The 15008-nt window shown below is 45.8% G+C and carries 12 protein-coding genes and 1 tRNA gene; 8 read left to right on the top strand and 5 right to left on the bottom strand.

The window, feature by feature from the left end:
- The first annotated feature begins 19 nt into the window (after nt 1-19).
- From ACJJI5_RS00910 to ACJJI5_RS00900, 3 genes are all read left to right on the top strand, one after another.
- Nucleotides 20-1063: a DUF5700 domain-containing putative Zn-dependent protease gene (locus tag ACJJI5_RS00910; protein ID WP_445355302.1), complete on the top strand. Its 1044-nt coding sequence runs from the start codon at nt 20-22 to the stop codon at nt 1061-1063.
- 259 nt (nt 1064-1322) lie between these two features.
- Nucleotides 1323-2306 carry a glycosyltransferase family A protein gene (locus ACJJI5_RS00905; protein ID WP_445355301.1) on the top strand — a complete coding sequence of 328 codons (984 nt, stop codon included), beginning with the start codon at nt 1323-1325 and terminating at the stop codon, nt 2304-2306.
- Entirely contained in the window at nt 2303-3529 is a 1227-nt protein-coding gene (locus ACJJI5_RS00900; protein WP_445355300.1) for a glycosyltransferase family 2 protein, read from the top strand. Before ACJJI5_RS00905 ends, ACJJI5_RS00900 begins: the two co-directional genes overlap by 4 nt.
- Nucleotides 3530-3613: 84 nt before the next feature.
- Here ACJJI5_RS00900 and ACJJI5_RS00895 read toward each other — a convergent pair whose 3' ends face one another.
- The 3 genes from ACJJI5_RS00895 to rtcR all read right to left on the bottom strand — a co-directional run bounded on the left by ACJJI5_RS00895 (nt 3614) and on the right by rtcR (nt 7634).
- Nucleotides 3614-4396, bottom strand: a complete 783-nt coding sequence (locus tag ACJJI5_RS00895; protein WP_445355299.1) for a TSUP family transporter — start codon at nt 4394-4396, stop codon at nt 3614-3616.
- Between the two features lie 88 nt (nt 4397-4484).
- Nucleotides 4485-5975, bottom strand: a complete 1491-nt coding sequence (locus ACJJI5_RS00890) for a C13 family peptidase (protein ID WP_445355298.1) — start codon at nt 5973-5975, stop codon at nt 4485-4487.
- 60 nt (nt 5976-6035) lie between these two features.
- Entirely contained in the window at nt 6036-7634 is a 1599-nt protein-coding gene (gene rtcR, locus ACJJI5_RS00885; protein WP_445355297.1) for an RNA repair transcriptional activator RtcR, read from the bottom strand.
- A gap of 219 nt (nt 7635-7853) precedes the next feature.
- Here rtcR and ACJJI5_RS00880 point away from each other — a divergent pair, with 219 nt between their 5' ends.
- From ACJJI5_RS00880 to rtcA, 4 genes are all read left to right on the top strand, one after another.
- Entirely contained in the window at nt 7854-9083 is a 1230-nt protein-coding gene (locus tag ACJJI5_RS00880; RefSeq protein WP_445355296.1) for an RtcB family protein, read from the top strand.
- A gap of 189 nt (nt 9084-9272) precedes the next feature.
- A tRNA-Ser gene (locus ACJJI5_RS00875) sits at nt 9273-9344 on the top strand.
- A 369-nt stretch (nt 9345-9713) separates the two neighbouring features.
- Nucleotides 9714-10874 (top strand): slipin family protein, encoded by a 1161-nt coding sequence (locus ACJJI5_RS00870; protein WP_444940276.1) that lies wholly within the window; start codon nt 9714-9716, stop codon nt 10872-10874.
- A gap of 46 nt (nt 10875-10920) precedes the next feature.
- Nucleotides 10921-11940, top strand: coding sequence for an RNA 3'-terminal phosphate cyclase (rtcA, locus tag ACJJI5_RS00865; protein ID WP_445355295.1), 1020 nt, complete (start codon nt 10921-10923; stop codon nt 11938-11940).
- Nucleotides 11941-12143: 203 nt separating this feature from the next.
- Here the strand turns inward: rtcA and ACJJI5_RS00860 are convergent, their stop codons facing one another.
- Nucleotides 12144-12587: an SRPBCC family protein gene (locus ACJJI5_RS00860; protein ID WP_445355294.1), complete on the bottom strand. Its 444-nt coding sequence runs from the start codon at nt 12585-12587 to the stop codon at nt 12144-12146.
- A 378-nt stretch (nt 12588-12965) separates the two neighbouring features.
- Between ACJJI5_RS00860 and ACJJI5_RS00855 the strand changes: the two genes are divergently transcribed.
- The gene (locus ACJJI5_RS00855; protein ID WP_445355293.1) at nt 12966-14165 is read left to right on the top strand and encodes an alginate export family protein; all 1200 of its coding nucleotides are present in this window, start codon (nt 12966-12968) and stop codon (nt 14163-14165) included.
- A 121-nt stretch (nt 14166-14286) separates the two neighbouring features.
- Here ACJJI5_RS00855 and ACJJI5_RS00850 read toward each other — a convergent pair whose 3' ends face one another.
- Nucleotides 14287-14964: a CHRD domain-containing protein gene (locus ACJJI5_RS00850; protein WP_445355292.1), complete on the bottom strand. Its 678-nt coding sequence runs from the start codon at nt 14962-14964 to the stop codon at nt 14287-14289.
- Nucleotides 14965-15008 lie beyond the last annotated feature (44 nt).

Below are 15008 nucleotides of genomic sequence, written 5' to 3'. Positions count from 1 at the left end.
CATTTTTACGAGAGGTAAAATGAATATCTTTAAGTGCGTGATTTTTTTAGGCTTGTCACTGATAAGCCTTACGGCTTTTTCCTCAGCGAAAGTAACCGATAATATAACAATTGATTTTGAGAGTGCTGATAGATTAGTTGATATTTTATCTGGAGACAAAGTATCTGATGATCAATTAGATCAGCTAATGAGTTTGCAGGGGATACGAGCAACGATCCATCAAACCTCAAGATTTGACAGTAAAGCCAATACTGAGTCATTTCGGTCTAGTTTGATCGACGTTGTTGAAGGTAATCCAGTTAAAAATGATCCCTTTAGATTTCAACAGTTAAATGAACGATTGTCCGAAGTTGAAGATATACTCAAGATAATAAAGCGCAATCCTCAGCAATACTTAAATAGTGTAAAGAGGGGAATTGGTGATTATTCTCCTAAAGATATTTCCTTTGATGCCAATATTTTTATAGTAGTCGGGGGAACTTCTGACGGTTGGGCCCAAGATGATAACTTTTATATTGCCCTGCAGTATTTTAAAGGGGACTATGAAGGTTTACTGACGCTTTCAACACATGAGTTATATCACGTTGCTCAGTCCAATTTTTATGGTAAGGGAAAAAATCCAGACTCTAATTGTGAGAAAATATTAAATCAAACCCGCTTGGAGGGGATAGCCTCTATTGTGGGTTCTCCATTAAGTGTTACAGACGGAAAAGAGTACACAGAATGGTTTAAGAAAAAATTCAAGAGAAATTTACAACGAATAGATAGTAACTTTGTTTTATTTGAAACAATGCTTTTTCGTGCATGCATTGACTCAAGTTTAGACTTTGACAAAATCTATCATTTGGGTTTTTCTGCAGTATGGGATAGTCCTCTGTATTTTGTAGGTTTCTATATCGGCAATAGAATCGAAGAGTTAAAGGGTAGGGATTATCTGATTTCACTTTTGCAGGAATCACCTTCAGCTATGTTTAAAGCCTATATTAAGCTTTATAAAGATGAGAAAAATAAAGATTTAATAACATTTGATAAGCCGATTGAAGATATTATTCTTGCCATATAGTACCTAATCAAAACTCTAAGAGTTGGTTCTGGTAAATCTAGGCTCCTTGAGTAGGCGTCTAATTCTTTTGCTGTATACCTTAGCCTTCCCGAAATCATCTAGCTTAAGCAAATCATCGATCAATAAGTTTGAAAAAAGGTGTATATCTGTCTACTTTAAGTGGTACAGCCTTTATCAGACTTGATTATATTCAAATTAATTTACTTATTGCGTTTACATTTAACTCTGCTGCTTTGAGAGAATTATAAAGAGAATTTGTATGCCTAACAGTAAAGTTGGGGTGGTGATACCAACATACAATGAAAAAAATAATATTGTTAATACGTTGAACTCTATTGTTCATAATAATGCGACTGATGTAAAAATTTACTTATCTGACGATAATTCCTCAGATACCACCGTTGGGTTGGCCTCTGATTTTCTTCAGAAAAATAGAATCCCATATAAAATTATTTTAAACGATGGTAACAGTGGGGCAGGCTATTGTAGGAATAGTGCTCTCGATCAAATAGCTGAACCGCTGACTTTATTTTTTGATGCCGATGATCTAATCCTCCCAAATATGTTGGACCGAGCTGTTTCAATTGCTGTAAAAGTTAACAGTGATGTTTTGTTGATGGCCTATCAGTGTAGATTTCCGGGAAGCACTATTAATCTCGGTATGGCAGGTGATGACAATTTCATTTTCTACAGAGCGCTTAGAACCTTTGGTAACAGGGCTTTTTCCACTTTTGATCATGATAGAATTCTATGTTTAACACCCTTCCCTTGGAATAGATTGATTAAAACTAGTTATGCGAAAAGGGTTTCCCTTAGATTTTCACAAACGCCTGTACATAATGATGTGTTAGCACATTGGAATTTGATCACAAATGCTAAAGATATTGCATTATTTGAATCCCCTTTCTGTATTCATAATGTCGACTCCACAGGAAATAGGCTTTCAAATATTTCAGATGCACGGCGTACATCTGTATTACAGGTTTTTGATGAGGTTGAAGACTTCTTTAATAAGAATATTAATCTTAGAGATAGATTTTACCACTTGTATGTCAAAAGCAAGTTAGCATTGTTTAACTGGTGCTGGCGTAATCTTGACGAAGAGTATAGGGGGAGCTTTCAATCTCAGTTTACAAGATCTTTTCTATCATTGAGCAATGCGGATTTGAGAATGCTCTTTGACAAAGATCCAGATACTGCTAATTCTGTATTAGATTACCGAACTTCAGTGGTATGCGCATGATTTCGATTGTCGTTATTTCAAAGTCTAGCGGTGTCTATCTCAATACTTGTCTGCAGAGTATTATTCGACAGCAATACAAGGATATAGAGATTCTTGTCCTTCACTCTTGCGAAAATGATGGACGAAACCGGATTAATAACTTTACAGGTTTAATGCCCAGAGTTCGAAGTATTCATATTCCGAGTACTTCACAGATTGATGACCAGCTAATTTTTGAATTTGGAGTAAAAAATACTTTAGGAGAGTATGTTGGATTTATCGATGAGGGAGATTGTTGGTGCCCTACATTGATCCCTAAATTACAGGATATAGTCAATAGTGAGAATCCGGATATAGTATTTTTTAGCCATAATAAACCCCTAAAAAAATTCTCAGAATCCATTGGTGATAAATCCAGGTTTGTTTTAAAAATAAATTCTATAAATGTCAGGAGGTTGTATCGCAGGGGCTTTGTTTGTGGAAATAAAATATCTGAATTTATTTTGGGTTCCTGCGTTAATGGTCACTCTCTACATTGGATAACAACCGTCAAGGCTAAATCAATATTAGTTTTGCCAGAAATTGGGTCGTATAGTTTAGTCAACATGGATGAAAAGAAAAGTGATCTAATGGTTCAGCGATTGGTGAATCAATACCATTTTGTATTTGACTACTTAACAAAAAATGCTAGTGATGCGGATTATAAGAATGATCTTCTGGGGTGTTGGTTGCTGTATTTGATAGAATTACGACCGCTTTATGGTGATAAAAAAGTAATTTCTCTATTAACCAAATCAAAATTAGTCGAAAAATATACAGAAAGAGAATTTAATGAAGCTTTGGGCAATCTGAAGTTGGACAGAGATAAGCAGAGTTTGGTGAAAGAGTGGTATTCTGACTGCAATAAGATGGATAAATATTTAAATCTATTTTATAGGTTGCTACCATCAAAGCTATCTAGCTATATACGGCAAAATGGTTTTAGATACTCCATGAGCAGAGGTTTTCAAAATACTTATTATCGACTGCCTGACTGGGTAAAGCCACTGATAAAATTTACCAGGAAACGAGCCAGGAGAAGAGTTTCCAATGATGAATTGCTAGAGAGATTAGAATATCTAATAAAACAGAGCCGGTTTGAGCAGTATATGTCGATAATCAATGAGGATTTTGAGAGCAAGCTATCGAATCAAATCACCGAGATCAAGAAGGAGTTGATGGAGCTTAAAAAAGAAGTTCATTAAAGATCTTTTTAGATGCTCCATAAAACAATCCAAAATCTTAATGTTTAATCTGATTTTTCTGAGTTCCAGCCACCTCCATACCCTTCAGAAAATATAATCTATCCATCCCATAGAGCGGATATATTTTATTAACATTCCACCGCACATAAGAACTACCATTCCCCGTAAATAACCAGGATTAATTTTAAATAGAAAATGAGATCCCAGCCAGGCACCTATAACTTGTCCAATCATCATTAAGATTCCCGCAGCCCATAAAATTTGACCGGCAAATAAGAATACGATTAGAGATGCGATATTAGTGGAAAAATTGAGAGGTTTTGCATTGGCCGTGGAGGTTAGTAAATCCTGTCCCCTACAGGCAACGCCTGATAAGGCAAAAAATGATCCAGTTCCGGGGCCAAACATACCATCATAGTAACCAATAAATGGGATCACACCATATTGGTATTTCTTTCTTGAGACCTTGGGTTTAGTACTACTATGAGTAAGGGATGGAGAAACTATAAAATAAATAGCGATAAATAAAAGAATAGCAGGAATAATAAATGACAAAACATCAGTATTGATGAACTGTACTGCTATTGTGCCCATGGCTGCGCCAATAAAGGCAAATAGCATTAGATTTTTAATCCCATCCCAACTGATCCTGTTATTTCTAAGCATCATGTAGGTAGCAATTGCAGTACCAATACTGCCTTGTAGTTTATTGGTGCCCAAGGCAGCTAGTGGTGGGACGCCACTAAGAATAAGGGCCGGTACAGTTATCAGGCCGCCCCCACCTGCTAGTGTATCAAGTAGGCCCGCAATAACGGCGACGAAAAACAAAATAAACAATAACTCTACAGAGAGGCTAGCGAACTCCAAGAAGGTATCTCCTTTCGCTTGGTATTATGGTAGATAGTGATTAGTACCAAAAATAATTTTTTAGTCGGTTTGTACCGGAATTCCAAAATTAATAAATCGATTTTTTTCCATGCCACCACATTAGGAAATTCTCTCCCACTGAATATTGGGGCAGGGAGTGGCGGCTTCTTTTAATCCCCTGTTCCTGTTCCATCTCGGTTACTTTTAACTTGGCGGCTTCAAACCATGTCTCAGGATTATTCACTCCCTGATTGAGGGCTTCACCGTAAAGTGCGGAACTAAACCAGGTGCGCTCGGAATCATCGCTACATCCAAAGGAGCTGCGATCCGCAGCGGCCGAAGTAAAGATGACCCGATTGGGGCTATGTAGGGCTTCTACCCATTGACCGGAAAAGCAGGCTGAAACAACGATCCACTGGTACTGGGCGTTAATATTGTCCAGCAATCGTTGCCCATCTTTCAGTGAGAAGTCATTTAGGGGAATCTCCCCCTCGGCAATTTTGAAATCTCCATTTCGAGCACCATGGCTGACCAGGTGTATGAGAAGTAAATCTTCTTTGGGGTCCATTAACTGATCAATTGCATTAAGGCTTTCCTGGATACTGGTGCGGGTAGCCAGGGGGAAACCGTATCCGCCGCCGTTACTGAGGCGTAGCATACGTTGGTCAATGCTAAAGGCTTCATCGAGGCGCTCTGCCACCCAGTCCAGCTCCCTGGCAAATACTGGAGAGGTACCGTCACCACCTATCAGTAGGGTGTAAGTATCGCGTACGCCAGGTCTCTGTGAGGGGAGGGCTTCTATAGCATTATGTAAGCGCTCACTCTCACTGTAGAGCCTGGCTTCTGCTTGGGCACCGGGAATATCCGTCTGTGCGCGCCAGGCGTCTTCGCTGGGGTAATAAGTGCCATCGGAGAAATAACCAGGCTCTTCAATTTTGTTACCTTCAGCATCGGCAATAATTCGCATACCTTCACCTTCTGCTTCTCCATAGCGGAAAGTAGCACGGATAATCGTACCGTCGGGCTGTGTGAGTTCACCTTCGCCGGAATAGGAGCCGTATTCGAAATTGCCGGTATAACGATGACCATCGCTATCCGAATAGCTACCTTGTATTAAAAAACCGTTTTCAAAGCTGCCCTGATAAAAGCTGCCATCTTCTGCAGTGAGTTTGCCTTCACCGTGGGGATCAAAGTCTAAAAATTCACCATGATAGCTCCCACCTTCATCCCAATTTAAAGTACCGCTTTGCAGCTCCCCTTCATGGAATTCTCCCGCCCATTCGGTTTCATCACAGTTATAGCGGCCTTTGCCATGGAATTCTCCGTTTAGGAACTCCCCTTCATAGCTACAGCCATCACTTCCAGTTAACTCACCTTCACCTGTCATGCGACCTTCTCGAAAGTCGCCACGATAATAGCTGCCATTGGGCCATTCGAGCTGACCCTGCCCATGAAACAGACCGTTAAGCATCTCGCCTTTGTAAACAGAGCCATCTGGCAAGGCGGTACCACCTGCGAACTGGGTTGGCTCACAGGCGCTGAGTAAGAAAATAAACGGAGTCAAATAGGTGTATCTCATTCCATGATCCAGCGTCCGGCTTTTGGAATCAGACTAACAAAAAAAGATGCCAGAGGGCCTCTATGTTTTATTAAACTGGTCGAATTTAAGACCGTATTTATCTAAAAGTTGGCGTACCCGGTGTGAGTCGTTGTTGGATTTTTTTGAGGTGCGGCTCACTTGAAATAATTTGCGTCCGGCCTCTGCCATCGAATTGGAATCTGCACAAACCTGAATTAGCCCAGCTAGTTTGATTTGCTCGTAGTAATCCATCTGCTCGATGTGGTCACGCCCCAACAGTGTTTCGATACGGGCAAGGGGTAGCGATGAATCTGTGAGTGGGTTTTGCCATTTAATTCGCAACCTATGGATTTCCTCTTCCACTACCTGAGTCGTGATACGCCCACCGTCGGCGAGGGTACCCATACGCAGGATACTGGCGTTAAGGTCGCGAAAGTTCGCAGACCAGCTGGCCTCGCGGGAGCGCCCAAAACTCAGGTACTTTTCCCGTGCTGCTCTATTAAAGCTGACAAGATGCCCGGATTTCCTGGAGAAAGCCTCCAGCTCAAAATCTATATTGGGTTCCAGGTCTTCAATACGCTCTCGTAGAGAGGGCAGTCGGTAGGTCCATAGATCGATACGGGCGAGCAGGTCCGCGCGAAATTTACCTTCTTGGCAGAGCTGTACCAGATCCCGGTTGGTACCGGCGATCAGCTGGAAGTGACTGCTTACTTCCTTATCAGAGCCGAAAGGCATAAAGCGTTTGTGCTCAATCGCACGCAATAACATGGCCTGCTCATCCAATCCCAACTCACCGATTTCATCGAGAAACAGCAGGCCCTTATCTGCTTCCATAAGCAAGCCTGGCCGGTGGGTGGTGGCACCGGTATAGGCGCCTTTACGATGGCCGAACAGGGCGGACATGGCATTTTCGCCGCGCAGGGTGGCGCAGTTAACGGCTACCAGGCCACCTTCCAGCTTGCCCCGCTGCTTTCGTAGTTCAAAGACACGCTGGGCCAGCTGGGATTTACCTGCCCCTGTGGGACCGGTAATTAGTATGGGGGCGTCGGAGCGAATCGATACCTGCTCCAGCTGCTCGATCATCTGGTTAAAAGCGAGATTGTTGGTCTCGATTCCCCCCTTCAGATAGGTGGTGCCCTCCTGGTGTTCCCTCTGGAAGCGCGAGGCAATCTGGTCGTATTTGGACAGGTCCAAATCGATGATTTGGTATTCGCCCGGCAAGCTACTGTTCTTTCGCGCCGGGGAAGTTTGCAGCAGACGCCCGGGGAAATACCCCGCCTCTGTTAACAGGTACAAGCAGATCTGAGCTACATGGGTACCGGTGGTGATATGCACCAGGTACTGCTCGTCATCCGGCTTGAAGCTATAGGCGCGGGCGAAATCCAGCAGATTGCTATACACGCTCTCGAAATCCCAAGGGTCATTGAAGTTCACCCGGTGGTGGACCACTTCGGTCTCTGGAGAGACCCGCGCAATATCTTCTGTGACCTGGTCAGCCAGGCTTCTCGAGTGGTTGTCGAAAAGGAGCTCCAGCCTATCGATCAATAGGTCATCGTGCTGGCACATGGAAATGTTTGGGCGCCACTTATCCCAGCGCTTGTCGCCTTTGCCGCGCCGGTCCTTACTGGTACCGAGAATACTGATAGCGATTGTCTTCATGCTATCTAAAATATGATTTAACTATCAAAAAAGATAGATATTTATGAATCCCTTGTCTCAAGAAATCTACTAAAAAACCCTGAGATAGAAAATAAATCGTTAAAAAACAATAAGTTATAAGTATTTTTCAGCTGTTTGCAAAAGTTGGCACCCAATTCGCTATATCAATAACTAAATGAAACACATGAATACCAAGCGCGGTTTCAAAAGGAGTGGAAGATGAAACCAATGCCATATGAAGTAATGCAGGCAGGTGGGGTACCGATTAAGTCCTGGACCCTGGGTGTGCCTTTTGAAGATGAGGCCAAAGCGCAGCTCAAAAATATCTCGCAGATGCCATTCATCCATAAATGGGTCGCGGCGATGCCTGATGTACATCTGGGCAAAGGCGCCACCATTGGCAGTGTGGTCCCAACTCTGGGGGCAGTAATTCCCGCTGCCGTAGGGGTGGATATTGGTTGCGGCATGATGGCGGTTCGCACCAGCCTGACGGCGGCGCAACTGCCGGACAACCTGGCTGGAGTGCGCAGCGCCATCGAACGAGCCGTGCCCCACGGACGTACTGGCCGACACCGGGGGAGAGGGCGGGACAAGGGGGCCTGGGAGAATCCACCGGACGATGCACTTGCCGGTTGGGTGCCTCTGGCCGCCCAGTTTGAACTGCTCAAAGAGAGGCACCCGGTATTAAAAAATACCAATAATATCAATCACTTGGGGACACTTGGCACAGGCAATCACTTTATCGAGATGTGCCTGGATGAACAGGGAAGCGTGTGGTTGATGCTGCATAGCGGTTCCCGGGGAGTGGGAAATCGAATAGGCACTTACTTTATTGAGAAAGCCAAGCGGGATATGGAGCGCTGGCATATCCACTTACCGGACAGTGACCTGGCCTATTTCCCGGAAGGTACAGAGCACTTTGATGACTATGTGCAGGCAGTGGAGTGGGCGCAGGAGTTTGCCCGTATCAATCGCGAAGTGATGATGGCACGCACTATTACCGCGGTGAAGCAGGCCCTGGGGATGGATTTTGAGGCGCGTATGGAAGCGGTGAATTGTCACCACAATTATGTCTCCCGCGAGCATCATTACGGCAAGGATGTATTGGTGACCCGGAAAGGCGCTGTAAGAGCGCGTACCGGCGAAATGGGCATTATTCCCGGTAGTATGGGCGCCAAGTCATTTATTGTGCGGGGGCTGGGTAATGAAGAAAGCTTCTGTAGCTGTAGCCATGGGGCCGGGCGAGTGATGTCCCGCACCAAGGCCAAAAAGCTGGTCTCCCTGGAAGAGCATCGCGCGGCCACCGCCGATGTGGAATGCCGAAAAGACGAGGGCGTGATCGATGAAACCCCATCGGCCTACAAACCTATTGAAAAGGTTATGGCAGCACAGAAAGACCTGGTGGAAATCGTCTACACCCTCAAGCAAGTGGTTTGCGTCAAAGGCTGACGCGTTTTAGGCCAGGGATCGGCCGAACTAAATCAATTGCTAAAGCATGCAGGTTGCCGGGCGAATTTGCCGGGTTGCCGCAACCGAGTTTGAGGCCTTTAGCCCGTCAGCGGAGCCGGTTCTGAATCCCGGCCCGGCACCACCGCCTATGGCGGCAGGTGTACCCACGGGATAGAAGTTCAAACGCCTACTTTGTAGCTCATTTGGTAGAGCAGTCGATAACTTATCGATTGGTAGCAGGTTCGATTCCTGCCAAAGTCCCATCGTTATCCAAACGACCTGGAAAGAGGCGAGAGCCTGGGGTTCGACTCCCCATTAAAAATCTACCTGGGGTCCGATAGCCTCTCGATACGGTAAATAGGATTTAGCGATTTACTGCGGAGGCATTCTGGCAACTGTGTCGTTAATCGTGGGTCTGCCCTGTGCGATCCAGCGGTAAGATTTATGATTGTGTCTCCAGGCCAAGGATTTTGGCTGCAGGCTCAGGGGGAGCCAAGTGGGGAAAATCGTAATTCCTCTGCCGCTGGGCCCCGCTCGGCACAAACGGTTTACCACCTGTCGCTGGACGGGCCCCACCCTTGCGGCCCAATGGGGTAGCGCAGTATGGAAATGGAATAAAAGATAAGAACCATGATATCTCTGTTCAAAATATGGAAGAACGTGGATGTTGCGGATAGCGAGCGAGTGTTGCTATTTCGCCGCAACCGTTTTGAAGGGGTGCTGCCACCTGGCAGCCATCGTATATCCCTATTGTCCGGTGATGTACGGGCAGAAACTTACGATATTACCGATGTGGTATTCGGTGAAATCAAAGCCAAATTTTTGTTAAACACCTATGGTGAGATCCTTGGTGAATACCTGCAATCCTATGAATTGTCAGACCATCAGGTGGGATTGTTTTACCGGGATAATCACTTGGTCGATATTTTGCCACCGGGTACTTTTCGCGCTGTGTGGAAGGGCGGTGAATCCGTGCGGGTGGAAATCGTGGATATCTCTGAGGAATACGCCATCGATAAAAAAGTCCTGGGCTTACTGGGGCGAGGTGTACGTGCTGGACAAATGCGCACCGCCCTTCAGGCGGTAAACTACAACGAGATTCCCGATGAGCACGTGGGCCTGTTAATGGTCAACGGTAAGTTAGAAAAGGTGTTACAGCCCGGCTGTTATGGCTACTGGAAATACAACCGCTCTATCGAGGTCAAGGTACTGGACTTGCGATTGAAAACCATCGAAGTTAGCGGCCAGGAAATTCTGACCAAGGATCGGGTCAGCCTGCGTATCAACTTGACTGGCGCTTACAAAATTGCCGATGCAAAAAAAGTAGCGCTAAAGCTCAGCGATAGTACAGGTTTTATTTATCGCGAATTGCAGCTGCACTTGCGCGAGGCCGTGGGTACTCAAACCCTGGATAGCCTTCTGGCTGATAAGGACAGGTTGAATATTGTGATTGCGACCGGCATCCGCGACAAGCTGGCGAAATATGGTATCGAGCTTACCAGTGTGGGAGTCAAGGATATTATTTTGCCCGGTGATATGAAGATGATCCTTAATCAGGTTGTAGAAGCGCAGAAGGAATCTGAGGCAAATCTGATTAAGCGCAGAGAAGAAACCCAAGCAATGAGATCTCTGCACAATACCGCCAAGCTGATGGATAACAACCCGGTACTGTTGCGCTTGAAAGAACTGGAAGCTTTGGAACGGGTCAGTACCCGCATCGATAAAATTTCCGTATATGGCGGTCTCGATGGGGTGATGAATGAGTTGGTGAAGTTACGTCCTACGGCTTAAAGGCGCCATTCACCAAAAAAAGATGTAAATTTTAAGGAATTAAACAGTGATTGAGATAGACGGCGCCCAGGGGGAGGGCGGCGGACAGATTTTGCGGACTTCCCTCACCTTGTCTGTTTGTTTAGGGGTACCGGTTCGAATTAAGAATATTCGAGCGGGTCGTAAAAAACCCGGTTTGTTGCGTCAGCACCTAGCTTGCTTGCGAGCAGCCAAAGCAATTAGCCATGCCAAAGTTAGCGGCGAACAATTGGGTGCTTCGGAAATAACTTTTGCACCGGGAAAAGTGCGTCCTGGTAAATACCACTTTCCTATTGGTTCGGCCGGTAGTACCAGTTTGGTGTTTCAAACCGTGTTGTTACCGCTGTTATTGGCCGATAGTGTCAGTGAGCTGTGTCTTGAAGGCGGCACTCATAATAAAAAGGCTCCCAGCTTTGATTTTATAGCCCAGGCATATTTGCCCCTATTGGCTCGTATGGGCGCCGGCGTGGAAGTGGCCCTGGATGATTATGGTTTCTATCCTGCCGGGGGTGGCTCATGGCGCACACGTATCCAGCCGCTATCGCAATGGTCAAAACTGGAGCTGACAGAACGGGGTGAACTTCTGGATGCTGAAGCTGTGGCGACCTCGGCCCATATTCCTGCTCATGTGGCCCAGCGGGAGTTGGCGCAGGTACGTAAGAAGTGCGAATGGCGATCGGAGCGTCTGCATCAAAGGCAGGTGAAGTCCCAAGGGCCTGGCAATGTACTTTCCCTTCGTCTGCAATCCCAGCAAGTGACTGAGGTGTTTGAGGCTATGGGGGAGCAGGGTGTTAGCGCTGAGCGCGTTGCCGATCGCGCGATTCGGCAGATGCAGCGCTATATGCACGCCGGCGTACCTGTGGGCGAACATCTGGCCGACCAATTGATACTCCCATTGGTGCTGGGTGCCGGTGGAAGCTTCACTACCCTGAAGCCGAGCCTCCACCTCTTGACCAATATCGAAGTTGTGCGTCAGATAACAGGAGTGGCTATCGATTTGAACCAAATGGGAGAGGATCAGTGGCGAGTAGTGGTTGAGAGCCGCTAAGGGAAAATAAACGCCAATGACAGGTACAAGGGGCCGGGTTGCCCCAGCCCTGAGATATTGCCGGAACTGTTGGAAAAACTGTTTAAAAACAACAAGTTAGAGCTGTGACATTCCCTGCGGACGCAGGGGTAAACCGGAAGGCGATTAAAAGCCCTGCTTTCACACCTTTTGTTCCCCCGCATCTGCGGGGTCCTCCTATCTCACTAATAGCTATTTGGTTTGCCAGTCCCATCTTTGAGGTAATCCTGAAGGCTTCCTGGCAAATAGTAATCCCATCCGCTTTTGCACATCTTCCAGCATTTCATCTCCGGTGAGAGACCGATATGGGTAAAGGTGAGGCGGGTGCCACCGGGTTCGCTAGAAAATTCAAAGCGAAGAGTACTGCCCTGCCATTCTTGGGGATCATCAACCTGCTCAGAAACCATATTGGACTCTATACACTCAAGTTCGATTAACTTCTGCGGCACCAAAGCTTTGGCGCGAAACACCCAATAGGACTCGCCACCAAATCCGGTCTTGGCGGTATCACCCACTGCCAGGAAAGGGCCGCTAGTTGGCGTCCACCATTGGGACATCTTTTCAGCAACTGCCCGGTAAGCTTCTTCCTGAGTGACAGGGCTTAAGAAAGAGGTGGTGTAGTCAGGCATGATTGTCTTTCCCTTTTGTTTTCATTGCTGGAGCGAATTTGAATATAACTTTTAGCAGCTGGCATTACTTTCACAAGTTTTTAAGCCCATTAATTTTTCTGGTAAATATGAAAGCTATTTCGTTTTTTGTTAGTAGCCGCCAGCTTTGTATTTTCAACTGCGCTTAATCAATATTCTTTCCCGTAAGAAATTTTTATTCATAAACCTCCGGTAAATCTTTCTAAAAGCGAGGCATCAATCTGATATACATCAATAAATCGCTGGGTACTCCGCCTGCATAATTCACTCGCACTGGGATAACTGCTGTGATCGGTAATAGTTTCGATCATATTTGTGCAGTTGCCTTCCACCCAAAATATTTTTGCAAAGGAACGGCGAATGAAACAACAGAAATTGTCCACCGTAATCGCGGCCATCATCCTTGGCATTTCCGGCTCTCAGGGAATTGCAGCAGAGAATGAAAGCGCCACACTCACTGATGCACTGACTTCAGGGCAGGCGGGGGTAAATCTTCGTTACCGGATAGAAAATGTTGATCAGGACAATATGGACGATGTTGCTATCGCCTCAACCTTGAGAACCCGACTGAATTGGACCAGTGGCAGTTACCGTGGTTTTGATGCGTTTTTTGAAGTGGATAACATTAGTGAAATTGGCAACGACAATTACAATTCCACCGTGAATGGCAATACCGAGCACCCAGTGGTTGCCGACCCCCAGGGCACAGAGGTTAATCAAGCTTACTTAAAGTACAGTGGTTTTAACTCTATGGTGATTGCTGGTCGACAGCGCATTAACCTGGATGATCAGCGTTTTATCGGTGGTGTGGGCTGGCGCCAGAATGAACAGACGTATGACGGCCTGCGTTACCAATTTGGCGGGGAAGGGGAGTTACAGCTGGATTACAGCTATATCTACAACGTAAACCGTATTTTTGGTGAAGACAGTGACTTATCGGACCTGGATGGTGATATTCAACTATTTCATGCCAGCTATCCACTGGTAGAAGCGCATAAGTTAACTGCCTTCTTCTACAACCTGGATCTGGATAACGCTGAGAGATTCTCATCCCGTACTTTCGGTGCCGCTTACCGGGGAGATTTTGGCCTGTTTGAAACTCAGCTGAGTTATGCCCGCCAGGAGGATATCGGCAATAATCCCAGTAATTTTGCAGCCGATTATTATCTTGCTGAAGTTGCCGCACCATTGGGGCCGGTAAAAGGCAAGTTGGGTTATGAAGTTCTGGGTTCTGACGACGGTGTGGGTTTTAGCACACCACTGGCGACACTACACAAATTCCAAGGCTACACAGATAAGTTCATTGAAACTCCAGCAGATGGTGTTGAAGATTTATATATCGGTGCCAGCCTGGCGCTTGCCGGGGGAGATTTGGGAATTACTTACCACAGTTTTGAGGCCAATGAAGGTTCAGCAGATTACGGGACTGAGTGGAATATCAGTTACGGTCACGAGTTTAATGAATATTTCTCAGCGTTGGTAAAGTATGCCGCTTACGATGCAGATGAATACAGTGAGGATACCGATAAGCTCTGGTTGATGCTTACAGCAAAATTCTGATTTTTGTTAATTAACAATTTTTAGGTAGATATAAAAAAGCTGGGCTTGTACATAACGAAGCCCAGCTTTTCTTGTCTCAGCAGTAAACTCTGGCTTATAGATGCGCCAGTAAATTTGCAATCTACTTATCCATTGTTAGCAGGCCGGAAACCTCACCTTTGGGGTCCAGCTGGGTATGCAAGTTAACAAAGACCTTCCCATCCATTAGCGCCTTGCGATAGGGCTCCTCCACCATCCACTTGCCCATGATATATCCACTGGTGCCTTCAGCACATTTTTTTGCCAGGCCGTGCTTGCCCTTGTCAGTTTTAGTCTCTGGCCAGTCGGGAATCATACCCGGGTGATTGGGCATTCCGCAGATAGTTTGAATAATTGGGCCACTGGGTTTACCCGGCTTGCAAATAGGGGGCTCTTTGCCATCGCCTGCACATTGCATATGGAAGTGCGACATTGCCACCCCGCCCTTTGATAGATCGCTGTAGCCCACCATAAAGTGCAGCATATGTGACTGTTTGTCGTAGGCGCCAATAAAGAATCCATCGGCATCTTTAGGGGTTTGTGGATTCACCTTCTTGCCGAGCATATTCTCATTAGCAGTGGTTAAGTCAGATTTAAAGATGGTGAACATCTTGTCATTGCCCGCTTTGGACCAGGCTTTCTCACCACCAGCCCCATGCTTGGCAGCTGATGGATCTTTCTCTTTTTTGTTATGGCTATCGGAAACAGTGAATGCAGAATAGGCCAGCAGAAATACTGCCAGCATTAAGAAAGTGGCTCTGGGCAATGAACTCAGCTTCATAAACCTCTCCTCTCTATTAAATCGATATAGTCATTGCTTGATGG

The organism is Microbulbifer maximicatervae (SeqCode) (assembly GCF_052467955.1).
This window is presented reverse-complemented; position numbering and strand designations above follow the sequence as displayed.

Bases quoted from the DNA above. Each gene is read 5' to 3' on its own strand.
- ACJJI5_RS00910 (WP_445355302.1), top strand. From the start codon at position 20: ATGAATATCTTTAAGTGCGTGATTTTTTTAGGCTTGTCACTGATAAGC.
- ACJJI5_RS00905 (WP_445355301.1), top strand. From the start codon at position 1,323: ATGCCTAACAGTAAAGTTGGGGTGGTGATACCAACATACAATGAAAAA.
- ACJJI5_RS00900 (WP_445355300.1), top strand. From the start codon at position 2,303: ATGATTTCGATTGTCGTTATTTCAAAGTCTAGCGGTGTCTATCTCAAT.
- ACJJI5_RS00890 (WP_445355298.1), bottom strand. From the start codon at position 5,975: ATGAGATACACCTATTTGACTCCGTTTATTTTCTTACTCAGCGCCTGT.
- rtcR (WP_445355297.1), bottom strand. From the start codon at position 7,634: ATGAAGACAATCGCTATCAGTATTCTCGGTACCAGTAAGGACCGGCGC.
- ACJJI5_RS00880 (WP_445355296.1), top strand. From the start codon at position 7,854: ATGAAACCAATGCCATATGAAGTAATGCAGGCAGGTGGGGTACCGATT.
- ACJJI5_RS00870 (WP_444940276.1), top strand. From the start codon at position 9,714: ATGATATCTCTGTTCAAAATATGGAAGAACGTGGATGTTGCGGATAGC.
- ACJJI5_RS00860 (WP_445355294.1), bottom strand. From the start codon at position 12,587: ATGCCTGACTACACCACCTCTTTCTTAAGCCCTGTCACTCAGGAAGAA.
- ACJJI5_RS00855 (WP_445355293.1), top strand. From the start codon at position 12,966: ATGAAACAACAGAAATTGTCCACCGTAATCGCGGCCATCATCCTTGGC.
- ACJJI5_RS00850 (WP_445355292.1), bottom strand. From the start codon at position 14,964: ATGAAGCTGAGTTCATTGCCCAGAGCCACTTTCTTAATGCTGGCAGTA.